This is a genomic window from Aeromonas sp. R6-1 (assembly GCF_040908165.1).
Lineage (GTDB): Bacteria > Pseudomonadota > Gammaproteobacteria > Enterobacterales > Aeromonadaceae > Aeromonas > Aeromonas caviae.
Window position 1 is genome coordinate 1 of sequence record NZ_JBFODF010000006.1, and the last position, 22,176, is coordinate 22,176.

At 60.7% G+C, this 22,176-nt stretch carries 21 protein-coding genes; 10 read left to right on the forward strand and 11 right to left on the reverse strand.

All coding sequences use genetic code 11. The annotated features are described in order from the left end of the window. The first annotated feature begins 337 nt into the window (after positions 1 to 337). Positions 338 to 970 carry a LysE family translocator gene (locus AB5Y68_RS01220; RefSeq protein ID WP_039041328.1) on the forward strand — a complete coding sequence of 211 codons (633 nt, stop codon included), beginning with the start codon at positions 338 to 340 and terminating at the stop codon, positions 968 to 970. An 82-nt stretch (positions 971 to 1,052) separates the two neighbouring features. On the opposite strand, the gene fis is transcribed toward AB5Y68_RS01220, so the two are convergent. Next, entirely contained in the window at positions 1,053 to 1,349 is a 297-nt protein-coding gene (fis, locus tag AB5Y68_RS01225) for a DNA-binding transcriptional regulator Fis (protein WP_005309538.1), read from the reverse strand. A gap of 25 nt (positions 1,350 to 1,374) precedes the next feature. Then, entirely contained in the window at positions 1,375 to 2,340 is a 966-nt protein-coding gene (dusB, locus tag AB5Y68_RS01230; protein WP_010675552.1) for a tRNA dihydrouridine synthase DusB, read from the reverse strand. A gap of 290 nt (positions 2,341 to 2,630) precedes the next feature. On the opposite strand from dusB, the gene AB5Y68_RS01235 reads away from it, so the two are divergent. The 4 genes from AB5Y68_RS01235 to AB5Y68_RS01250 all read left to right on the forward strand — a co-directional run bounded on the left by AB5Y68_RS01235 (position 2,631) and on the right by AB5Y68_RS01250 (position 7,441). Continuing rightward, positions 2,631 to 4,037, forward strand: a complete 1,407-nt coding sequence (locus tag AB5Y68_RS01235; protein WP_010675551.1) for a TolC family protein — start codon at positions 2,631 to 2,633, stop codon at positions 4,035 to 4,037. Positions 4,038 to 4,110: 73 nt separating this feature from the next. Next, positions 4,111 to 5,115 carry an HlyD family secretion protein gene (locus AB5Y68_RS01240; RefSeq protein WP_080770119.1) on the forward strand — a complete coding sequence of 335 codons (1,005 nt, stop codon included), beginning with the start codon at positions 4,111 to 4,113 and terminating at the stop codon, positions 5,113 to 5,115. Further along, entirely contained in the window at positions 5,115 to 6,251 is a 1,137-nt protein-coding gene (locus AB5Y68_RS01245; protein ID WP_039041327.1) for an ABC transporter permease, read from the forward strand. Before AB5Y68_RS01240 ends, AB5Y68_RS01245 begins: the two co-directional genes overlap by 1 nt. Continuing rightward, positions 6,248 to 7,441, forward strand: a complete 1,194-nt coding sequence (locus AB5Y68_RS01250; protein ID WP_039041326.1) for an ABC transporter permease — start codon at positions 6,248 to 6,250, stop codon at positions 7,439 to 7,441. Before AB5Y68_RS01245 ends, AB5Y68_RS01250 begins: the two co-directional genes overlap by 4 nt. A gap of 57 nt (positions 7,442 to 7,498) precedes the next feature. Here AB5Y68_RS01250 and AB5Y68_RS01255 read toward each other — a convergent pair whose 3' ends face one another. The 3 genes from AB5Y68_RS01255 to AB5Y68_RS01265 all read right to left on the reverse strand — a co-directional run bounded on the left by AB5Y68_RS01255 (position 7,499) and on the right by AB5Y68_RS01265 (position 9,863). Beyond that, positions 7,499 to 8,134, reverse strand: coding sequence for an SDR family oxidoreductase (locus tag AB5Y68_RS01255; protein WP_039041325.1), 636 nt, complete (start codon positions 8,132 to 8,134; stop codon positions 7,499 to 7,501). Between the two features lie 127 nt (positions 8,135 to 8,261). Then, positions 8,262 to 9,116 carry a DnaA/Hda family protein gene (locus AB5Y68_RS01260; protein ID WP_010675546.1) on the reverse strand — a complete coding sequence of 285 codons (855 nt, stop codon included), beginning with the start codon at positions 9,114 to 9,116 and terminating at the stop codon, positions 8,262 to 8,264. Positions 9,117 to 9,188: 72 nt separating this feature from the next. Next, positions 9,189 to 9,863, reverse strand: coding sequence for a DnaT-like ssDNA-binding domain-containing protein (locus AB5Y68_RS01265; protein WP_039041329.1), 675 nt, complete (start codon positions 9,861 to 9,863; stop codon positions 9,189 to 9,191). A 275-nt stretch (positions 9,864 to 10,138) separates the two neighbouring features. Between AB5Y68_RS01265 and AB5Y68_RS01270 the strand changes: the two genes are divergently transcribed. Beyond that, complete coding sequence (locus tag AB5Y68_RS01270) at positions 10,139 to 11,110, forward strand: response regulator (protein WP_029314797.1); 972 nt, start codon at positions 10,139 to 10,141, stop codon at positions 11,108 to 11,110. 70 nt (positions 11,111 to 11,180) lie between these two features. Here the strand turns inward: AB5Y68_RS01270 and AB5Y68_RS01275 are convergent, their stop codons facing one another. The 3 genes from AB5Y68_RS01275 to AB5Y68_RS01285 form a co-directional block, all read right to left on the reverse strand. Beyond that, positions 11,181 to 12,578, reverse strand: coding sequence for a peptide MFS transporter (locus AB5Y68_RS01275; RefSeq protein WP_029314796.1), 1,398 nt, complete (start codon positions 12,576 to 12,578; stop codon positions 11,181 to 11,183). Positions 12,579 to 12,791: 213 nt separating this feature from the next. Further along, positions 12,792 to 13,703 carry a UTP--glucose-1-phosphate uridylyltransferase GalU gene (gene galU / locus AB5Y68_RS01280; RefSeq protein ID WP_039041324.1) on the reverse strand — a complete coding sequence of 304 codons (912 nt, stop codon included), beginning with the start codon at positions 13,701 to 13,703 and terminating at the stop codon, positions 12,792 to 12,794. A gap of 94 nt (positions 13,704 to 13,797) precedes the next feature. Further along, entirely contained in the window at positions 13,798 to 14,115 is a 318-nt protein-coding gene (locus tag AB5Y68_RS01285) for a ComEA family DNA-binding protein (RefSeq protein WP_039041323.1), read from the reverse strand. A gap of 166 nt (positions 14,116 to 14,281) precedes the next feature. On the opposite strand from AB5Y68_RS01285, the gene cysQ reads away from it, so the two are divergent. Then, the gene (cysQ, locus tag AB5Y68_RS01290; RefSeq protein ID WP_039041322.1) at positions 14,282 to 15,052 is read left to right on the forward strand and encodes a 3'(2'),5'-bisphosphate nucleotidase CysQ; all 771 of its coding nucleotides are present in this window, start codon (positions 14,282 to 14,284) and stop codon (positions 15,050 to 15,052) included. A gap of 60 nt (positions 15,053 to 15,112) precedes the next feature. Here cysQ and AB5Y68_RS01295 read toward each other — a convergent pair whose 3' ends face one another. The 3 genes from AB5Y68_RS01295 to AB5Y68_RS01305 all read right to left on the reverse strand — a co-directional run bounded on the left by AB5Y68_RS01295 (position 15,113) and on the right by AB5Y68_RS01305 (position 17,596). Next, positions 15,113 to 15,409, reverse strand: a complete 297-nt coding sequence (locus AB5Y68_RS01295; protein WP_010675539.1) for a YciI family protein — start codon at positions 15,407 to 15,409, stop codon at positions 15,113 to 15,115. A 24-nt stretch (positions 15,410 to 15,433) separates the two neighbouring features. After that, complete coding sequence (locus AB5Y68_RS01300) at positions 15,434 to 15,985, reverse strand: septation protein A (protein ID WP_039041321.1); 552 nt, start codon at positions 15,983 to 15,985, stop codon at positions 15,434 to 15,436. Between the two features lie 105 nt (positions 15,986 to 16,090). Then, the gene (locus AB5Y68_RS01305; RefSeq protein ID WP_039041320.1) at positions 16,091 to 17,596 is read right to left on the reverse strand and encodes an aminotransferase class V-fold PLP-dependent enzyme; all 1,506 of its coding nucleotides are present in this window, start codon (positions 17,594 to 17,596) and stop codon (positions 16,091 to 16,093) included. A gap of 191 nt (positions 17,597 to 17,787) precedes the next feature. Between AB5Y68_RS01305 and AB5Y68_RS01310 the strand changes: the two genes are divergently transcribed. The 3 genes from AB5Y68_RS01310 to AB5Y68_RS01320 form a co-directional block, all read left to right on the forward strand. After that, a complete protein-coding gene (locus AB5Y68_RS01310; RefSeq protein WP_039041319.1) occupies positions 17,788 to 18,420 on the forward strand; it encodes a hemolysin III family protein in 633 nt (210 codons plus the stop codon). Positions 18,421 to 18,541: 121 nt separating this feature from the next. After that, positions 18,542 to 20,203 (forward strand): putative transporter, encoded by a 1,662-nt coding sequence (locus AB5Y68_RS01315; RefSeq protein WP_010675535.1) that lies wholly within the window; start codon positions 18,542 to 18,544, stop codon positions 20,201 to 20,203. 222 nt (positions 20,204 to 20,425) lie between these two features. Continuing rightward, the coding region (locus tag AB5Y68_RS01320) for a retention module-containing protein (protein WP_368206882.1) at positions 20,426 to 22,176 on the forward strand (1,751 nt) is incomplete at its 3' end.

Consider the following 22,176-nt stretch of genomic DNA (forward strand, 5'->3'; position numbering starts at 1 on the left):
TAGTGTGGCATTCGCCATGCGAGAGTAGGACACTGCCAGGCACCCAACACGAAGAACCCCGCTCACTCGAGCGGGGTTTTTTATTGCCTGAAATTTATTTTTTAGATAACAAGTCTGGCTAATGCACAAAATCCAGTCTATTACACCGATAAACATTGCTATTCAGCCAGTATCACTGCCTTTCAAACGGCTCAATCTCTCTTTCTCACCAGGTTGAGCGTCAAGTATCTCCGGCTCAAACGCTATTCCCTTCCTTGATAATCACTATCGCCGGAAACGGGAGTGACAAGTACTTCAGGATCCATAGACTGTTTCTTTCATGTACAAGGAGCTGTCTATGTTGGGGATCCACGATCTGGTGTTGTTTATCGTTTCTGGCCTGCTGTTGAACATGATGCCTGGGCCTGACTCCCTGCTCATCATGCTGCGCAGCGGCTCCCAGGGATGGCGTGCAGGGTCCATGGCGGCATTGGGTATCGGGACAGGTACCATGGTGCATGTGTTGGCGGCAGCTCTGGGACTGTCTGCCCTGTTGAGTGCCTCCGCCGAGCTGTTTGCCGTCATCAAGCTGATGGGGGCGCTCTATCTGGTCTATCTCGGCGTGTCCATGCTCTGGCAGAGGAGTGGCACTTCAACGTCTGTGGATGGGGCTGTGGCGCTGCCTGCGCTCTCTTATGGGCGCATCTTTCGGCAGGGGTTGCTCACCAATGTCCTCAACCCCAAGGTGGCCCTGTTCTTCCTCGCCTTTGTACCCCAGTTCATCGCGCCAGATGCGCCGCAAAAAGCACTGGCATTCATCGTGCTGGGCTGCATCTTCAATTTCAACGGCATGATCTGGTGCCATCTGCTGGCGTTTTCCACCGCGTTTGCAAGCCGCAAGGTGCGACTGCCCGCCCGGGTGGCCACCTGGCTGAATCGCGTGATGGGGGGGCTGTTCGTGGGTCTGGGTATCAAGTTGGCGGTGGAGTGAGAAGGTACACTCCGGGCATAGAAAAAGGCGTATCCCATCGCTGGGATACGCCTTCGTCTGCACTGCAGCAGAATGACCGGGATCAGTTCATGCCGTAACGCTTGAGTTTCTTGCGCAGAGTGCCGCGGTTGATGCCCATCATCACGGCGGCGCGAGTCTGGTTGCCACGGGTGTACTGCATGATCACGTCCAGCATGGGAGCTTCGACTTCGGAGAGAACCATATCGTACAGATCAATCACTTCCTGACCGTTCAACTGGGCCAGGTAGTTACGCAGGGCCTGTTGCACAGAGTCACGCAGGGGGCGTTGGGTCGGCTCGGCAGCGTGATTGTGAGTAGTTGTTACCAATGCATCAGAAGTCAGGGTTTGTTCGAACATATTCGGTCGGCTCTTTAGTTATGCGTTAACCTAATCCATCGAAATACGCTTCGAGTGCCTCGAGTTGTGCGTCTGCACAATCCAGGGCATTGAAGTGCTTACGGAATTCTCGGCCCGCCTCTTCTTCATCCAGATACCAGCCCACGTGTTTACGGGCAATGCGCGCTCCCAGATAGGCACCGTAAAACTGGTGCAGATTGGTGACATGCTCGTTCATCAGGGTGCGAACCTCTTCCCTGTCGGGAGGCGGCAGCTTGGTGCCCGTTTCAAGAAAATGGCGGATTTCCCGGAAAATCCAGGGTCGTCCTTGCGCAGCACGGCCGATCATCACGGCGTCGACACCGGTATAGTCGAGGACATACCGGGCTTTCTCCGGGCTATCGATGTCGCCATTGGCGACAACAGGAATCGATACGGCCTGCTTAATCGCCCTGATAGTGTCGTACTCCGCTTCGCCCTTGTAGAGGCAGGCACGGGTACGACCATGCACGGCAAGGGCCGCGATACCGCAATCTTCGGCGATTCGGGCGATCTCCTCGCCATTGCGGTTATCCGGATCCCATCCTGTGCGGATCTTCAAGGTGACAGGTACTTCCACCGCATCCACCACGGCCCGGCAGATGGATCTGACCAGGTCTGGCTGACGCAGCAGGGCGGAACCTGCCAGCTTCTTATTCACTTTTTTTGCCGGACATCCCATGTTGATGTCGACGATCTGAGCGCCCTGCTCCACGTTGTAGCGGGCAGCAAACGCCATCATCTCGGGGTCGGCACCGGCAATCTGGACCGATCGCAAGCCGCCTTCAGCAGAGTGATCCATTCTCATCCGGGTTTTCTGGGTATCCCAGACATCCGGGTTGGCCAGCAGCATCTCGGAAACGGCCATACCGGCTCCCAAACGTAAACAAAGTTCACGAAATGGTCGGTCTGTTACACCGGCCATGGGGGCCACGATCAAGGGAGTTTCAAGCGTGTGGGGACCTATCTGCATTCCACGGTTACCATCGGCTTAGGGCGGCGTATATTACGCATTTTTTAGTCAGGAGAAAAGGTTAGTATTTGAGCGTCAGCCATTTTTTTCTGAAAAAAACGTCGCGCCAAGGCTTGCAAATTCAGGAGTGCTTGAAAATCGGACATATTGTCTGTGACCATGGTCAGGAGGGCGCGAGTGAGGGGGATGGTGATTTGTGAGTCTCCCTCTCAAGCCGGTTTAGGCTATGATAGCGGGCCTGAATTGAGCAAAGACTCTACACAATTTCATTACAAACGGATCGGGGATGTATGACGGCAAAGTTCATCAAATCGCTCTGCCCATGCCTGCTGGGTGTCGTGCTGGGGTCGGCCCAGGCGCAGACGGTCAGCTTTACCGAGGCCTGGAGTCGGGTCATCCAGCAGGATGACGGCTTGGCGGCAGAGCAGGCCGGGGTGGAGAGAGCCCAGCAACTGCGGGAGGCGGCCAAGGCCATGTACCTGCCCAAGGTGGATGTGGGGGCCAGCTATACCCATCTCGATCAGCCGATGGAGCTGGACATGCTGGATCTCAACCCCATCGCCAATCATCCGGAATTCGGCAAGGTGCTGGGGCCCGTGATGCAGGCACTCAACCTCAGTCCGAGCGATTTCGTCACCCCCCTCACCAAGCAGAACGTGGTGACCAGTTCGGTCAAGATGCTATGGCCGCTCTTTACCGGCGGGCGCATCGATGCGGCCCAGGATATTCGTCAGGCCCAGGTGAGCGAGGCTGAGCAGTTGCTGGTGCTCAAACAGCAGTCCACCTTCGAGAGCCTCTCCCAGACCTACTTCGGGGTGGTGCTGGCGGCGCAGGTGGTGCAGACCAAGCAGGAGATCGAGCAGGGACTGGCACACCATCTGGATCATGCCAAGAAGCTCGAAGCCCAGGGGCAGATCGCCAAGGTGGAGCGCCTGTCGGCCCAGTCTGCCTATGACAGGGCACGCATCGATACCCAGAAGGCCAGGCGCAGCCTGGAGATCGCCCAGCTGGCGCTCGGCCACATGCTCAAGCTCAAGCAGGCTGAGCCCAATACCGCCCTCTTCATCAACGAAGGGATGCCAGCCTTGTCTCCCTTCGTGGAGGAGACCCTGTCGGTGCATCCCGGTCTCAAGCTGTTGACGGCCAAGAAGGAGCAGGCCCAGGGGATGATCAAGCTGGAGAAGGGCAAGTACGCCCCCGAGCTCTTCCTGTTCGGCAACTACAACCTCTATGAAGATGATTCCATTGTCTCCAAGACCACACCGGACTGGCTGGTTGGTGTCGGGGTCAGCATGCCGCTGGTGAGTCGTGATGGCCGCTCCGAGACAGTCCAGGCAGCCAAGAGCGCCGAACTCCAGGTCAACCTGCTGCAAGCCAAGACCCGCCAGGATCTGGAGCTGCTGGTCGAGAAGACCTGGCGCGAGGCTGCCCAGGGACTGGAGGAGTATCACTCTCTCTCCTCGACCCAGGCGCTGGCCGAGGAGAACGTGCGGTTGCGTGACAAGGCATTCGGTCAGGGGCTCTCCACTTCCCTCGATGTGGTCGATGCCCAGACCCAGCTTGCCGGGGTCAAGACCCAGCGCGCCGCCGCCGCCTATCAATACGTGATCTCTCTGGCCCGCCTGTTGGCACTCTCCGGTCAGATGAACAGTTTCAACCAGTATCAGCATGGCCAGGCGATCGAGGTGAACTCATGATCGCGCGCTCTTCCACTCCGTTATTCATGTCCGTTTCGACCGTCAAGGGTCGCCCGTTTGCCGAGGTGAATTCATGAGTCATCCCCCCATCAAGAAGAAGATGAGCCAGGGCAAGCCCTGGCTGCTGCCACTGGCGCTGGTATTGCTTGTGCTCTGGCTGGGCTGGCGCTTCTGGCTGGCCTATCAGCCGGAGCCGGTGCGTCTGCAGGGGCAGATAGAGGCGCAGCAGTATTCGGTCTCTTCCAAGGTGGCGGGCCGCATCGACGAGGTGCTGGTGAAGAAGGGGGATCAACTGGCCAGGGGCCAACTGGCGTTCACTCTGGCGAGCCCGGAGATCGAGGCCAAGCTGAGTCAGGCCAAGGCCGGGCAGGCCGCGGCGGGTGCCATGGCCGAAGAGGCCGAGAAGGGGGCGCGAGTGCAGCAGATCGCGGCCGCCAAGGATCAGTGGCAACAGGCCAAGGCGGCTGCCCTGCTTCATGGCAAAACCTACGAGCGCATTGCCAGCCTGCATCGGGATGGCGTGATGTCGCTGCAAAAGCGTGACGAGGCCTGGACGGCCTGGCAGGCGGCGAAGTACAGCGAGGGCATGGCCTGGCAGCAATACCAGATGGCGCTGGAAGGGGCGCGGGAAGAGACCAAGATAGCGGCCCGCGAGCAGGCCAAGATGGCGGCTGGCGGAGTGGCGGAAATGGAAGCCTATCTGGCCGATACCCGCATCGCCAGCCCACACGAGGGGGAAGTTGCCCAGGTGCTGTTGCGTAGCGGCGAGCTGGCTCCCCAGGGCTTCCCCGTGGTGACCCTGCTCGACATGAAGGATGCCTGGGCCCAGTTCCATGTCCGTGAGGACCTCTTGCCAAGGTTCCCGGTCGGTACCGAGTTTGATGCCCGTATTCCCGGCCTGGGGGATCAGCTGGTGCGCTTCAAGGTGACCCATGTGGCCGTGATGGGGGATTTCGCCACCTGGCGTGCCACCGACACCCGCCAGGGGTTCGACATGAAAAGCTTCCAGGTGGAAGCGCGCCCCTTGCAGCCGGTTGACGGGCTGCGGGTCGGCATGAGCGTGCTGGTCGAGCTCTGATGGGACGCGAATGGCGGTTGCTCTGGCAGGACCCGTTCGGCCGGGCGCTGGCGAGCTGGGTCCCCTTGCTGCTGATAGGGATCCTGTGCTGGATCTTTTCAGCCGGCCTGGCGCGGGATCTCAAGGTCGGTCTGGTGGATCTGGATCGCAGCACCCTCTCCCGACAACTGGCGTTCTCTCTCGATGGCTCCGCCGGGCTCAAGATAGCGCAGCAGTTTGACGCCATCGACGAGGGGGCCAGGGCACTGCGTGGGGGAGACATCTATGCCCTGGTGGTGATCCCCCATCACCTGGAGCGGGATGCCCGCGAGGGGACCCAACCCAGGGTGACCGTGTTCAACAATGGCCAGTTCATCCTGATTGCCAAGCTGGTCAACTCCGCACTGGCCCAGGTGGTGGGAACTCTCAATGGCCAGGTGGGCGTGCTCTCGGCCATGGCCGACGGCACGACGCTGCCCGGTGCCCTGGGACAATCCGTACCCATTGCGAGCCAGGTTACCGCGCTCTACAACATCAATTCCAGCTACGCCCAGTTTCTGCTGAGCGCCCTGCTGCCTGCGGTGTGGCAGATCCTGGTGGTGCTCTATGGCCTGAACGCCCTGGCCCGCACCGATCGCCTCGGGTTGGACTGGACCACCAGAGGGGTCTGGTTCGGCCTCTGGCGTACCCTGCTGCCCCACGTGCTCATCGGCTGGGGGTGGGGTCTGGCGTGGAGTCTGCTGCTGTTCAAGGGGCTTGGGTACCCCATGCAAGGCAGTTGGCTGGTGCTGACGGCGGGGCTGGGACTGGCGTCGGCCGCTTGCGTCACCATGGGGGCTTTCTTCTACGCCATCATCCGGGATCCGGCGCGGGCTCTGTCGCTGGCGGGGGCTTACACGGCTCCCGGTTTCGCCTTTATGGGGGTCACCTTTCCGGTCAGCGCCATGGGTGATGTGGCCCAGTTCTGGCGCAGCCTGCTGCCCATCTCCCACTATGTGGAGCTGCAGATCGGGCAAACCAACTACGGTCAACCGTTGACGGCGGCCCTGCCCCAGCTCGGGGCCCTGCTGCTGTTTCTGCTGCCCCTGCTGCTGGTGGTACACCGCTACCGGACGCCGTCGGGCGCGGCCCTGCCCCATGAGGAGTCCAGGCCATGATGGGATTCTGGGATCTGGTGCGCCTTGAGCTGCGCACCCTCTTGGCGGATCGCGCCATCATGCTGACCCTGTTTGGAGGCGTCTTCTTCTACTCCTTCCTCTACCCCCAGCCCTACCTGCACCAATTGCCCAGGGAAGAGCCCGTGGTGGTGGTCAACGAGGATGGCAGCCAGCTCTCCCGCCAGCTGGAGTTCATGGCCGATGCCACGGCGCAGGTGAAACTGGTGGCCCGTGCCGGTTCGCTCGACGAGGCCCGCCAGATGATGCTGACCGGCAAGGCGAGCGGCATCTTGCACATTCCCCGCCACTTCTATCGGGATCTGATGCTGGGCAGGAGCGTGACCCTGGGTTATGCCGGGGATGCCTCCTACTTCTTGGTCTATGGCACCATTGCCGAAGGGCTGGCCCAGGCGGGGGGCACGCTCGCCGCCCAGGTGAAGGTGGCCAGGCTGATGAGCCAGGGCGAGGCGCTGCCCCAGGCCGCCATGGGCTGGAACGCGGTGGCCCTCAATGTGCTGCCGGTATTCAACCCCACCATGGGCTATGTGAACTACGTGGTGCCAGCGGTATTCGTGCTGATCCTGCATCAGGTGTTGCTGATGGGGACCGGCATCCTGGGGGCGACCCAGAACCAGCGCAGCCGCCGTGGCGAGTCAGGCTACTGGCAACATGCCCCCGTGCCGGCCTTGTTGCTGGCCCGCACCCTGGTGGTGGGGGCTCTTTTCGTCCTTCCGGTGACCTACTTCTTCGGCTTCTGCTTCGATCACTACGGTATTGCCCGCACCGCTGTACCCGGCGAACTCTGGCTCTTTACCCTGCCGTTCCTGCTGGCCACCACCTGGCTCGGGATCGTGCTCGGCGCTCTGTTCACCCGCCGTGATCTGCCGACTCAGGTGGTACTTGTCTCCTCTTTGCCGCTGGTCTTCCTGGCCGGCTTTATCTGGCCCCTTGAGCTCATCCCGGCTCCCCTCAACTGGCTGGCCCAGTGGGCCCCGAGCACGCCGGCCATCGAGGGATTCCTGCGCCTCAATCAGATGGGGGCCGACTTTGCCCAGGTCTCCCGCTACTGGTGGCAGTTGTGGGGGCTTGCACTGTTGTATGGCGCTCTGGCGTGCTGGTTGCTCCGCTGGCGTCAACCGTGCCCTGCAACGCGGCCGGATGATGGGGCGACAGCGTCTTCCACCGACTAGGCCCCCTTGCAACAACACGGTCAGCCCTCGGGCTGACCGTGTTGCCATTCACAGGGGTCATGGCTGACTCAGACCCGGATCGCCGATGGCATAGATCTGGCCGCACGCCTCCTGGTCGGTGAGCAGTTGCAAACCCCGTATCGCTACATCCTGGCGCCTGACCAGGCCATGCCTCTCTTGCCCCTGGCTCAGGATGGCCTGACCCGTGGGCTCCCCATCCTGCAACCCTGCGGGGCGTAAAATGGTCCACTCAAGGGTGCTGGTCTGCAGCCAGCTTTCCGCCAGGCTCTTGAGGCGTACCTCGTGTCCGAAGGCGGCGCGAGCCCGCTCGGGCAGGTATTGCCAGCTGTCGCCACAACCGAGGGAGGTGACCAGCAGCAGGCGGCTGAGCCCGGCGCGCTCCATCTCGTCGATCACATGGCGGTTGCCCTGATAATCCACCGGTGCACTCTGGCGAAAGCTGCCGAGGGTGGAGACTACCCGGGCACCCCTGTCCGCCAAGCGGCAAGCCTGGGCCACGGCCTGGGGGTCCAGGGCATCCCCGATGACGACCTCGACTCCCAGGGTATGCAGCTCGCTGGCCATGTCGGCATGGCGCACCAGGGCAACGACCCTGTGGCCCAGTTGCAGTGCGTGGTCGGTGAAGGCGCGGCCCAGTCCGCGACTGGCACCGAAGATGAGTGTGGTTGGCATGACAGGCCCTCTCGAACAAAAGAGCAAGCCTAGAGCCTGGATGGCTCTCTGTAAATGAGAGTGGTTTTTATTTGTGAGGTGCAGGGGATATGAAGGGCCGGACATCAGGGACGCCGGCCCGACGGGATCAACCGTTGTAATGGCCGATGCTGGGACGGCGGCTGGGTCCGCTCAGGTGGATGTCCACCGGATTGAACGCCTTGATCGCCTCATAGCTGAAATCACCGATGGCCTGATGCAGGCTCTGGGGGCTGTGGTTGGTGATGATGATAACGCTTTTGGACAGGTTGCGACGACGGCGCAGCAGGTGGCCGAGGAAGCTGGACTGACTCTCGGCCATCTTGGCGCGGTTGGCTGCCACCTCGTCGATGATCAGCAGGTCCACCTCTTCCAGGGCGCGGCGGTACTGGTTGCGCTCCTCCTGATCCTGGATGACGTTGAAGAAGAGCCTGTCCACGATGGAGGCCCACTGCTGGAAGATCACCGACTTCTGGTGGCGCGCGATCAACTCGTGGGCCACGGCACCCGCCAGGGTGGATTTGCCGGTGCCGTAATCGCCGTAGATCAGCATGCAGCCCCCGCCGCTCTTCTCCCAGTGCTCGAAACCGCTGATGAAGTAGCGGGCTGTCTCGATGGGGTATTGCAGGGCCGGGTCACCGGAATCCATCTTGTCGAAGATCCAGTCCGGATTGAGGTCGGCCTGGGCGATCAGCTTCTGGATCCGCTCCTGGCGGGCGGCCTTCTGCAACTCGCGCACTTCGGCATTGGCCTTGGCGTCGTACTCCTTGCGCAGGGTCTCGTAGTCGTACTGGCTGCCGCCGGTTGCGGCCCGCAGTCGGAGAATACGTTGCTGCAGGCTGCTGACGTGACGCTTGAGCTCGGGATCATGAGCCCGTTGCTCCTGTCTCGCCTTGGCGATTTTCTGGCGTTTGGCCTCGATCTCTTCCAGTGCCTGGCGCATCGGGTCGTGCGGATCTGTCATGGAATTCTCCTTCTGCTAGGGCTGTGGCTGGATGGGCAGGGGGTCAATAGTGCACTTCGTGGCCGCCTGGTATCAATCATTCTCCGGCTCCTGAGCTTGTGCCAGCCGTTTGGCCTCATCGATCATCTCTTGCGCCCGGCGGCTCGGGCCAGCCTCTACCGGGGCTGGCGCGACCTGCTGGTACCCGGTGACCACGGTCGCCGGGCGGCGGGCGTAGCGCCGACTCTTGAGGGCCCGAATAAATTTCAACATCCACTGGTGCTGGGAGTCGAACACCTCGGGGCGGCCGAGCCAGTAGGCGATGAATTCCCCGAGATCCTCTTCGCTGTAGCTGGCATCGATCACCCCGCACAGGCGTGCGAGAGCAGGCAGTTCTTCGTCCGGACGCCACTGCAGGTGCATCTGGAACGGGCGTGCCGGCAGGGGGCTGCGCACCCGCTGGCTCAGCAACGGCAACTGGAAAGGGCACTGGTGGTAGTGCTCACTGTCAGCCTGGGCCTCGACCTGAAGCAGTTCGGCCTCCATCAGCTCGTCGAGCAGCTCGGTCAGCTGGCGAGCGTTGACCTGATAGCTGAAACCACCGGGATTGCCCGGATCGACGACAGCCAGTGCCCGGCCAAGCTCGGGATAGTTAAGTCGGGCCAGCCGATTTTCCAGCACCAAGCGGCGCAGTTGCAGGGTATAGAGGCTGCGGGCCGGATGGGAGAGTCTGGGATGGGCGAGGGCGCTGTATTCGGCTGGCGTCATGGTCTGCTTCACGATCTGGAGTGGAGGGCATTATCCCTCATGGCGGTGCCTCATACAATTCATGGTGCCGACCTGCGAGATAACGGCTGCCGGGCGACGGTTGCCGAACATCTCTGCGCAAGGGGGCGATCAAAATAGTCGGACCATTTCAAACGCTTGGCAGATACCAAGGCCAGCCCGGCTCGCTGCTCGACAATATTGTGTGGCGGTATCCAGCGCCCATGATCTAGTCTTAATGCTCAAATAACCATTTGACTAATAAGAGCTTTGTCAAGATGTCAAAAGCCGGACTACGGATCTTGGTGGTAGAAGACGAAGCGGTTTTTCGCCACTCACTGGTATCTTATCTCGAGCACGACGGGGCCTGCGTCTTTCAGGCAGAAGACGGGATTGAGGGGCTCTCTGCCGCAGCGCTCTATCACCCCGATGTGGTGTTGTGTGATCTGAACATGCCGAACATGGATGGCCATGAGGTGATTGCCTGCCTCACCGCCCGCTATCCACAGGTGCCCGTCATCGTCATCTCCGGTCAGGATCAGATGGCTGCGATCGAGCGTGCGCTGCGGGCGGGGGCCAGGGACTTCTTCATCAAACCGGTGAATGACTATGAGCAGATCCGCCGCAGCATCGAGCAATGCCTGACAAACCTCGGGCATCAGAGCCAGCAACTGGAGCTGATGGAGCACATCGACTTCTTCCGTGGCCACGATCTGGCGAGCAGCCGGCTGCTCGCCTGGTTGGCGCCCCCTGGCATGCAGGAGTGGGGGCCCTGGCAGGTCACCTTTGCCGGCATGGGCAATCTCTTCATCCCGGATACCTTCAAACTGGACGACAAGCTGCTGGTACTGGTGATGGAATTGCCCATCCTCGGTGTGGATGCGGCCTTCTGTGGTGCCTTGGTGCGATCCCTGATGAACGGCCCCTATCGCCAATACCAGCAACAAGAGAGCCTGCTGTTGACCCAGCCACACCGATTGCTGGATTACCTCAATCTGCAACTGCTGGAGTCGGGCCTGCGTCACTCCTTTGCCATGGCGGCCCTGCTGTTCGATCAGGAGGATGGGCTGCTTTTTGCAAATGCCGGGCTCACCTCACCTCACTGGTTGATGCGTGCAGGGGGGTTGCCGCTCGGCTTGATGCGCAGCAGTCGCTACACGTTGCACAGGCGAAGCTGGCACGAGCCCTTTGATCTGCAGTTTCGCAGTGACAGCGGCAGCGCCCTGACGATGCAGGTTCGTCACCACTGACCCTGTGAAGTGAACACATGCAAACAGGGCGCCCATGGGCGCCCTGTTTGGTCTCTGCTGTCCTGACCGGTCAAACGGTCGCGGAGTGCAGTTTCTGCTCTTGTTCTTCGGGCTCTTTGGCCGGGCCTTCGGCACCGTGCATCCAGTAGACCAAGCGGTTGGCCATGGTCAGCAGGATGAGGGCGCTGATCACGGCGGCCAGTGCGATGCCACCGAAGATGGCCATGGCACCGGATTCGCCGACGAAGGAACCGATGAAGCCGGCGGCATAGTTGGCCAGGGCCACGAAACCGAACCAGGCACCCATCATCAGGGAGGCCAGGCGCAGCGGAGCCAGCTTGGTCACCATGGAGAGACCGATGGGGGAGAGGCAGAGCTCACCCAGGGTATGGAACAGGTAGGCTCCGACCAGCCAGAACATGGAGGTCTTGACGGCCTGATCACCACCTTGCTCCAGCACGGCACCGATCATGAACAGGAAGCCGACGGCCAGGAACAGCAGGCCCATGGCGAATTTCACCGGGGAGTTCGGCTCTTTCTTGCCGAGCTTGATCCAGATGGCGGCCACGACAGGGGCCAGGGTGATGATGAAGAAGGGGTTCAGGGACTGGAACCAGGCGGTCGGCACTTCGAAGCTGCCGATCATGCGGTCGGTATACTCCTGGGCATACAGGTTCATCAGACCACCGGCCTGCTCGAAGCCGGCCCAGAAGATGATGGTGAACAGGCCCAGTACCAGGATCACCTTGATGCGATCCACTTCCTGTTTGGTCAGGGGCGCTTTTTGCTCCTTGGAGCGCTGCAGAGCGGCACGCTGGGCGGCGGGCACACGGCCGATGTCGCCAAGGAAACGCTGGGCCATGGTGGCCTGCACGACCAGGGAGAGCAGCATGCCGATACCGGCGCTGACGAAGGCGGCTTGCCAGCCATAGGCGGTGGCGGCGGCGCCGCAGATCACGCCGGCCAGCAGGGAGCCCAGGTTGATGCCCATGTAGAAGATGGTGAAGGCGCCGTCACGACGGTGATCCCCTTCTTTATACAGGTCACCCACCATGGTGGAGATGTTCGGTTTGAACAGGCCGTTGCCCACGATCAGCAAGCCAAGGCCGGCATAGAAGACGGTGTTGACCATGTCAGGGAACATGGCGTGAGGCAGTGCCAGGGTAAACTGGCCGGCGGCCATCAGCACGGCACCGAACAGGATGGCACGGCGCTGGCCCAGGAAGGTATCGGCGAGCCAGCCGCCGATGATGGGGGTGATGTAGACCAGACCGGTATAGATGCCGTACAGCTTGAGGGCGTCGGCCTGGGTCCAGCCCATGCCACCGTTGGCGGTCAGGTCGGTCAGATAGAGGACGAGCACGGCACGCATGCCGTAATAGGAGAATCTCTCCCACAGTTCGGTACTAAAGAGCAAAAAAAGCCCTTTAGGGTGACCTAAAAAGGTCCCTTTGGACGGGTTATTCATTGGAACTTCCACCTGTGTCTTATATTTTTTTAGAAATTTTATGCAAGGGCTAGGAACAAGCCTTAATCCTTATAGAACAAGCGACTTTAAATTACAATATTATGATTTAGCGATATTTTATCTATCAATGGTTGAATATTTGTTTATAAAATGAAAAAGGGCATCGAATGATGCCCAGTTTTTTATTCTGCTTATCTTGTAAATATTCAGAGATTACAGCTCTTTGGCAAACTGCTTCAGCCAGCTGGTGAATTCTTTGCTGAGTTCCCGATGGCGCACGGCGTATTCCACATTGGCCTTCATATAACCGAGCTTGCTGCCGCAATCGTGGCTGCGTCCCTTCATGAAGTAGGCATTGACCTGCTCCTTTTCCATCAGCATGGCGATGGCATCGGTCAGCTGGATCTCGTCGCCGGCGCCGGCCGGGGTTTTTTCCAGCAAGGGCCAGATATTGGCGGAGAGCACATAGCGACCGACCACGGCCAGGTTGGACGGGGCTTCATCCCGGGGTGGTTTCTCGACGATGGCCTGCATCGGCAGGGACATGCCTTCGCTCAGGGCCTCCCCCTTGATGTCGGCGATGCCGTATTTGTCCACTTCGCTCTCGGGGACGGCTTCCACCATGATCTGGCTGATCTGCTCCTCTGCGAACAGATGCACCATCTCCGCCAGGTTGTCCTGCTTCAGATCGCTGGCCACCTCGTCGATGAGCACATCCGGCAGCAGCACGGCGAAGGGTTGATCCCCGATGAGGGGGCGGGCACACAGTACTGCATGGCCCAGGCCTTTTGCTTCCCCTTGACGCACGTGCATGATAGTCACGTCTTTGGGACAGATGTGCTGAACCTCTTCCAGCAGTTGGCGCTTGACCCGCTTCTCCAGGGTCGCCTCCAGCTCGAAGCTCTTGTCGAAGTGGTTCTCGATGGAGTTCTTGCTTGAATGGGTCACCAGGATGATCTCCTTGATGCCGGCGGCGATGGCTTCGCGCACCACATACTGGATCAGCGGCTTGTCGACCACGGGCAGCATTTCCTTGGGGATGGCCTTGGTGGCGGGCAGCATGCGGGTACCCAGGCCGGCAACGGGGAGAACGGCCTTGCGAACAACGAGCGGTGTCTTTTTCATGGAGTGAGTCCGAAGATACAAAGTGGGCTCATGATACCCTAAGAAAAATAGGGCAGCCACAGGCTGCCCTCGGGATGATAGGGATTCAAACCGGTTACTTGACGATAATCATGTCCCGGTTTGCTTCCAGCGTGGCCGATCCGATGCCACTGACGTCCGCCAGTTGATCGACGGAGGTGAACTTGCCCTGCTTCTCTCTGTGGTCGATGATGGCCTGTGCCTTCTTCTCGCCAATGCCCTTCAGGGCGGTGAGCTCGCCGGCACTGGCGGTATTGAGATTGATCTTGCCGCTCTCCTTGACTTGGGTGGTGGCCACAGGCTTGGTCGCCGCCTTGTCGGCGGCCAGCAGAGGTTGGCTCAACAGGGGGAGGCAGCCCAGCAGCAGTGCGGCGATCAGGGTTTTCTTGTTCATGTTTCACATCCTTATGAATCTGCCTTAGTGGCATATTTATCATTAGCTGTGTTGCGCCACTTTTTGTCTGTCAGTTTTGACACTGTATAAGTCAGTGCAAACGGCTATAAGCCGAAGATACTCACTCGGTTACACTGACCAACCCTTTGAGCGAGAACTCTTTTCCATGTATCTACCCGCCATTTCCGAACTGGAGCCCATCGCCCGCGCCGCCGGTGAGGCCATCATGTCCATCTACAGCCAGCCCTTTGCGGTGGAGTACAAGCAGGACGAGAGCCCGCTGACGGCTGCGGACAAGGGGGCCCACGAGGTGATCGTTCAGGCGCTGGCCCGTCTCACTCCCGATATCCCGGTGTTGTCGGAAGAGTCCTCCCCCGAGGTGATGGCTGCGCGACTCGGCTGGTCCCGCTACTGGCTGGTGGATCCTTTGGATGGCACCAAGGAGTTTGTCTCCCGCAACGGCGAGTTCACGGTGAATATCGCCCTGATTGAACAGGGGACCCCGCGCTGGGGGCTGGTCTATGCACCGGTACTGGACAAGCTCTGGTATGGGGGCAAGGGGATTGGCGCCTGGCGTGTGGCCGATGGCAGGCACGAGACCATCCAGACCCGCCCTCATGACGCTGGGCAAGTGTGGCGCGTGGTGGGCAGTCGCAATCACCTGTCGCAGGAAACCCTCGAGTATCTGGCCCGTTTTGGCGAACTGGAGCGGGGCGAGATCGAGCTGGTTTCCATGGGCAGCTCTCTCAAGTTTTGCATCATTGCCGAGGGGGAGGCCGAGCTTTACCCGCGGCTCGCACCGACCTGCGAGTGGGATACGGGGGCAGCTCAGGCGGTACTGGAAGGGGCGGGGGGCAGCGTCACCCAGCTCGATGGTTCGCCGCTTTGCTACAACAAGCCTGATATCCTCAATCCCTGGTTTGTGGCCAGGGCATGAGTCAGAAGATGTAAAAAGGCCGGACAGTGTCCGGCCTTTTTCTTGTCAGCCTTGATGGGCTCAGAAGACTTTCTTGAACGGTTTGATGGTCACCCTGGCGTAGACCCCTGCCGCAACATAGGGGTCCGCATCGGCCCAGGCCTGGGCGTCGGCCTGGCTGGCAAAGTCGGCGATGACGGTGCTGCCGGTGAAGCCCGCATCGGCCGGATCCTCGGCATCGATGGCCGGGTTCGGGCCGGCCGTCAGCAGTCGGCCCTCATCCTGCAAGGCTTGCAGGCGGGCCAGGTGGGCAGGGCGTGCCAGCTTGCGCTGGGGCAGGCTGCCCGCGACATCTTCGGAGTAGATCAGATACCACATGGAACAATCCCTTTCTGGTTGCGGTTATTTTTTCTGTTCTGCGTTCTGCTCGGCCGGCATGTGGCGATAGAGATAGACGCCGCTGAGCAGGGTGAAGACCAGGGTCATGCCTAGCAGGCCGAACACCTTGAAGTTGACCCACATCTCCTGGGAGAGGTTGAAGGCCACGTAGAGGTTGAGCAGACCGCACAGGGTGAAGAAGCCGACCCAGCCGAGATTGACGTTGTCCCAGACCCGGTCGGGGGCTTGGAGCTCCTTGGCCAGCATCTGCTTGATGAGGTTCTTGCCAAAGCCATAGCGGCCGATGAGCAGGGCGAGGGCAAAGAGCATGTTGATGACGGTCACCTTCCACTTGATGAAGGCATCGTCGTGGAAGAAGACGGTGAGGCCGCCGAAGAAACCGACCAGCACGAAGGTGAACAACTGCATCTTCTCGACCCGGCGATAGCGAAGCCAGCTGTACAGGAGTTGCAGGCCGGTGACGACCACCAGGGCGCCAGTGGCGGTGTAGATGTCGTAAAACTTGTAGACCGCGAAGAAGACGATCAGGGGGATGAACTCGATAAACTGCTTCATGCTGGGCTCTAACCTCAAAATTTCACTCAGTGTACCTGCCCGTCAGACAACGGCAAATGAATAAGACCGTCCATTCTGCAGGCAGTTCCTTCCCGGGGCGGCGGGTTACTCGAACAGCTGGCTGGCAATCTGGTTGCCAAGGCGCACCTGATCGTCCAGCAATGCGCGTATGTCTGCTTCCTCGATGAGGGGGTTGAGCAGGACGGCGCGCAGCAGCGTGAGCGGTTGCTCGCCATAGCAGGAGACTGCACGCTGGGTGCGTGAGACGAAGCTGTGCCCTTCGGCGCGCTGGGCTTTTTGCAGGGCGACGTTGAAGAGATTGATCTGTTCGTTGGCCGCCACATCGGGCACCTGACCTTGCAGGTGGGGCGGAATGCACCGGTAGGAGAGCAGGTTCATGACAGGTGCCGACATCAGCTCGAAGGCGGGGCTGGCGTCGATGAGCGCTGCCATTCGCCGCGCCCTGTCGTAGTTGGCGTCGATGAGTTGGGCATAACCCTGCTGTCCCAGCATCTGGAAGGCGGCATCCAGATAGAGCGCGTTGGCGGGACGGGTCCCCTCCAGAGTGAAGCGCCCCTGATCGAAGGAGGTGGCGCGGATGGCGTAGGGAGCCTCACGCTTCACCGTCATCATCAGGTCCGGTTGGCGGCAGAGCAGCATGCCGGTACCGAGCGGGACCAGCAACTGCTTGTGACCGTCAAGGGTGACGGTATCGGCGTGCTCTATCCCCGTAAGCAATCCCTGATAGCGGGGCGAGAAGAGGGTCGGACCACCCCAGGCCGCGTCCACGTGGAAGTGGATTTGCTCGCGCCGGGCGATGGCGGCCAGTTCCGGCAGCGGGTCGACGGAGCCAAAATCCGTGCTGCCAGCCACGCCGACCAGCGCCAGCACCTTGAGCTTCTGCTCCCTGCATTGTTGAAAGGCCTGTTCCAGCGCCGCCAGACTGAGCCGGTTGTGCTCGTCTGTGTCGAGACGCCAGACGCTGCGAGCTCCGAGTCCCAGCAGATCCATCCCCTTGTCGAAGGAGTAGTGCATCAGCCGCGAGCCCAGAATGACGGCGCCGCGATAGCCCTGCTCGGCGAGGGCGAACAGGTTGTCGCCACAGGCCCGGTTGCGGGCCAGCCAGAGGGCGGTGACGTTGGCGATGGTACCGCCACTGGTCATGACGCCGAGGGCTGCATCCTTGGCATGCATCTGGGCTGCATAGAAGGCGTCGTCCTCGCGGTAGACCAGACGGTGCAGTTTGGCCAGCACTTCCCGCTCCAGAAAGCTCAGCAAACGGGAGGACTCCATCTTCATCGGGTTCTGGTTGAGCATCACCAAGAGCCGGGAGAGCTCGGCGGTGAAGGCCGGCAGCGGTGCCGTCATGTGTCCCATATAGCGGGGAGAGGTGAGGTGCGATGCCCCGGGTACCAGGGTGGCGAGCCGTGCCAGATAGTCCCGGGGAGAGATGCCGGTGGCGGGCATGCACGACTGATCGAGCTGGTGGGTGAAGTTGCCCCGCTGATAGGGGGCCTGACTGTCGTCGGAATGATGGAAATGCTCCAGCAGGGCCGTCATGGCCTTGCCGAAATCAGGATCCGGTTGTGTAAACAGTTCAGTGAGCTTCATCGGGTTCTCCAGACCAGATTGTCGGGCAGACGCGGCCATCCGCATGGGCGGCGTCGGCGGCAGAGCATACACCAAAGGGGCGGGGGGAACAGCCATCTCTGGCCCTCCCTCTCCTCGCCCCTTTATTTTCAGCTAACACTTGTAGCCTGAAACGTCGGCCGCTAGAGTGGGCCGGTAATGGGTTGGAGGTAATGATGGATGTGACGGGGTACTCCCCACGGGAAGAGTGGGCGAATCGCCTCAGCCATGGGCTGGGGCTGCTGCTGGGCGGACTGGGACTGGTCTTGCTGCTGCACAAGGGGTGGGATCAGGGGCCCAGGGTACTGCTGAGCTACGGCGTCTACGGTGCCAGCCTGGTATTGCTCTATCTCGCCTCGACGCTCTACCACAGCGTGAGCTCGGTGGCGGCCAGACGCTGGAGCAAGCTGTTCGATCACTGCGCCATCTATCTGCTGATCGCCGGCACTTATACCCCCTTCCTGCTGGTGGCGCTCGATACGCCGCTGGCGCAAGGACTGATGGTGGTGATCTGGGGGCTGGCCCTGGCGGGGGTCGTGTTCAAGCTGATCTTCATCAATCGCTTCAAGAAGGTGTCGCTATTTACCTATCTGATGCTGGGCTGGTTGTCGCTGGTGGTCATCTATCAGCTCTATCTGCATCTGGATGGTACCGGGCTCCTGCTGCTGGGGCTGGGTGGTCTCATCTACAGCCTGGGAGTGATCTTCTATGTGGCCAAGCGCATTCCCTACAACCACGCCATCTGGCACCTGTTTGTGCTGGGTGGCAGTCTGTGCCACTTCATGGCCATTTATGGCTACATCTGATGGCTAACCCTTAATTGGTATTTTTGTGCTCATGAAAGCCTGAATTCGTGCGGCACCCCACAGTTGCCCCCTTCGTTTGCTGACAAGCTAGTGCCAGTTCAGTTTGGAAAGGATGCAAACGATGAGTGAGATCGCGCTTTCCATCAGCATGCTGTCGCTGGTGGCAGTGCTGGGGCTCTGGCTGGGAAACTGGCGAGTCTATGGCGTGGGTTTGGGTATTGGCGGGGTGCTGTTCGGCGGCATCATAGTGGGCCACTTCGCCGGCTTGTCCGGCTTGAAGCTGGATGAGCAAACACTTCATTTTATTCAGGAATTCGGCCTGATCCTGTTCGTCTACACCATAGGCATCCAGGTCGGTCCCGGCTTCTTCTCCTCCTTGCGCAGTTCGGGCCTCAAGCTCAATGGCTTCGCGGCCCTGCTGGTTCTGCTCGGCTGCCTGGTGGCGGCAGCGTTGCACCAGCTGTTCGATGTACCGCTGCCGGTGATCCTCGGGGTCTTTTCCGGGGCAGTGACCAATACCCCGTCCCTGGGGGCTGGCCAGCAGATCCTGGCGGAGCTCGGGGCGGATCCTGGATCCACCGGTCTGATGGGGATGGGCTATGCGGTGGCCTACCCGTTCGGGATCTGCGGCATCCTGCTCACCATGTGGCTCATCAGGATGTTCTTCCACATCAAGATCGAGGAGGAAGCGGTCGCTTTCGAGCAGCAGGCTGGCAAGACCAAGGAGAGTCTGCAAACCATCAACATTGCCGTGCGCAATCCCAACATGCACGGCCTGATGCTCCGCGAGATCCCGAGTCTGGACGAGGCGGACGTCATCTGTTCCCGCCTCAAGCGTGGCGACGAGCTGATGGTGCCAAAGCCCGACTCGCGCATCGAACTTGGCGACCTGCTGCACCTGGTGGGGGAGCGCCATGCCCTGCACAAGGTGTTGCTGGTGCTTGGAGAGGAGGTAGACACCTCCCTCTCCACCCGCGGCACCGATCTGCGGGTTGAGCGGGTGGTGGTCACCAATGAGCAGGTGCTCGGCAAGCGGATCCGCGATCTCGACATCAAGCAGAAATACGATGTGGTCATCTCGCGCCTGAATCGGGCCGGCATCGAGCTGGTGCCGACCAGTCAGACCAGTCTGCAGTTCGGTGACATCCTGAACCTGGTGGGGCGGCTCGATGCCATCGAGGCGGTCACCAGCGTGGTGGGCAACGTGCAGCAGAAACTGCAGCAGGTGCAGATGCTGCCCGTCTTCATCGGCATCGGGTTGGGGGTATTGCTCGGATCCATTCCCTTCTACCTGCCGGGATTCCCGGCGGCGCTCAAGCTGGGGCTGGCAGGGGGACCGCTGGTGGTGGCGCTCATCCTGTCTCGTATCGGCAGCATCGGCAAGCTCTACTGGTTCATGCCGCCGAGCGCCAACCTGGCGCTGCGGGAAATAGGCATAGTGCTCTTCCTGGCGGTGGTGGGGTTCAAGTCCGGGGCTGGCTTCATCGACACCCTGATCAACGGCGACGGTCCCGCATGGATGATGTACGGTGTGGCAATCACCCTCATCCCGCTGCTGCTGGTGGGTGTACTGGCGCGCCATTATGGCAAGCTCAACTACCTCACGCTGTGCGGTCTGCTGGCCGGCTCTATGACGGATCCTCCCGCTCTGGCATTTGCCAACGGCATGCACCCCACCAGTGGTGCCAGCGCACTCTCTTACGCGACCGTCTACCCCCTGGTGATGTTCCTGCGGATCATCTCGCCCCAGCTGCTGGCCATCCTGCTCTGGGCCGGTGTCTGACACCTCACGAGACGGGAGCCGATGAGGCTCCCGTCTTCGTTTTGTCACAATTGATGCTATTGATTTAATTAATTTTATTCATCTTCGGCGTCCCTTCGTTTTCACCCCGAAACCCGGCTTCATTTCGGTCTGTTCATTCGATTTTTCTCACTGGTTTATGGCCTGATAAACGGGCACATTGGAGGCTGGAGCAATATGCCCTTCGATATTTCAGGAGAAACCATGAGCAATCAGCGCATCGTATTGGATCAGGATGTCGTCGTTACCCACTTGCAAGGCAAAATGTATCTGGTCGCCGCCGACGGGAGCCAGAGACTCGTTGCAGAAGGCGATGTACTGCCCAAGGATGCGGTATTGCTTGCGCCCGAAGGGGCCAGCTTCCAGGGAGGGGAGACCACGTTCACCCTGGGTTCCGGCGAGCGCCCCGAACAGGGTGACGCCGTGCTGGCGAACGCGGGTACGCCTGATGACATCGCCGCCTTGCAGCAAGCGATTCTGGACGGGACCGACCCCACCAAGGCATTCGAAGCGTCGGCGGCGGGTGGAGCCCCGGCCGCAGGCAATGCGGGGGGCGTGGCTGGTGCCAGCGGCAACGGCGGTTTCGTCACCATCGATCGTACCGGTGATGCAACCATCTCCAGCGCAGGCTTTGACAGCGCGAACCCGGCTGGCGCGGCGCCGCTGGTGGATGCGCAAAGCAGCGAAGATGAGCTGGTCGACCTCACCGCTCCCGTCATCACCGTCTCTGCCCCCGACAACACCAACGATCGGACGCCGACCCTGACCGGTACCACGGATGCCCCCTCTGGCAGCACGGTGACCCTGGTGGTGACCGATGCCAACGGCAATCAGCAGACCCTGACCGCGACGGTGCAACCGGATGGCAGCTTCAGCGTGGATGTCACCACACCGCTGGCCGAAGGGGGCTATCAGGTGACGGCCTCCGTGACCGATCCGGCCGGCAACACCGGTACCGCGACCGATGATGGCAGCGTGGACAGTACCGCGCCCTCGGCGCCACAAGTCGAAATCCAGGACGGCGCGGACAATGTCATCTCCGCCAACGAGCGCGAAAATGGGATGGATGTCATCATCCGGCTGCCGGGCGATGCCAAGGCTGGCGATCGTCTCGATGTGGACTGGAACGGTGATGGCGTGCCTGACTCCAGCAGAATTCTGACGACTGACGACATCGGCCGTACCCAGGTCACCCTGACCATCCCCACTACGGATCTGCCAGTCAACGGCCCCATCACTGTGGATGCCACCCTGACCGACCCTGCGGGAAACACCTCGCCCAAGGGGACCGACAATAGCGTGGTGAATGCCGCGCCTCTGCCGGGGGACGACCAGTTCACCGTGGCGGAGGATGGCACCGTCACCATCAATGTGCTTGGCAACGACACGGATGTGGATGGTGATCGCCTCACCATTACCGCCATCAACGGTCAGACCATTGCCGAAGGTGGCTCGGTAGCGATCAGCAATGGCTCCGTCACCCTGAGCAATGGCCAGCTGATCTTTACGCCGGCCCCGGATTTCAATGGCAGCATCGCGTTTGAATACACCATCACCGATGGCCTGAACAGCGCCACAGGTGGGGTGACGGGGACTGTTACGCCTGTCAACGATGCAGCTGTCATTACCGGCACCGACACCGGCGGCGTGGTGGAAGACGAAACCAACCCGATCCTGACCGAGACTGGTACCCTGAGCGTGACCGACGTGGACGGCGCCGATGAGGCCAAGTTTGTGGCCGGCAACGGCACCCCGAGTGCGGGTGCACTGGGCAGCCTGACCATCACCGAAGGCGGTGTCTGGACTTACAACGTCGACAACAGCAAGGTGCAGTACCTGGGCAAAGACGAGAGCAAGGTTGAAGTCTTTACCGTGTACGGCAAGGACGGCAGCAGCCACCAGGTGACGATCACCATCAACGGTGCCGACGACCAGTCGACCATTACCGTGACCGG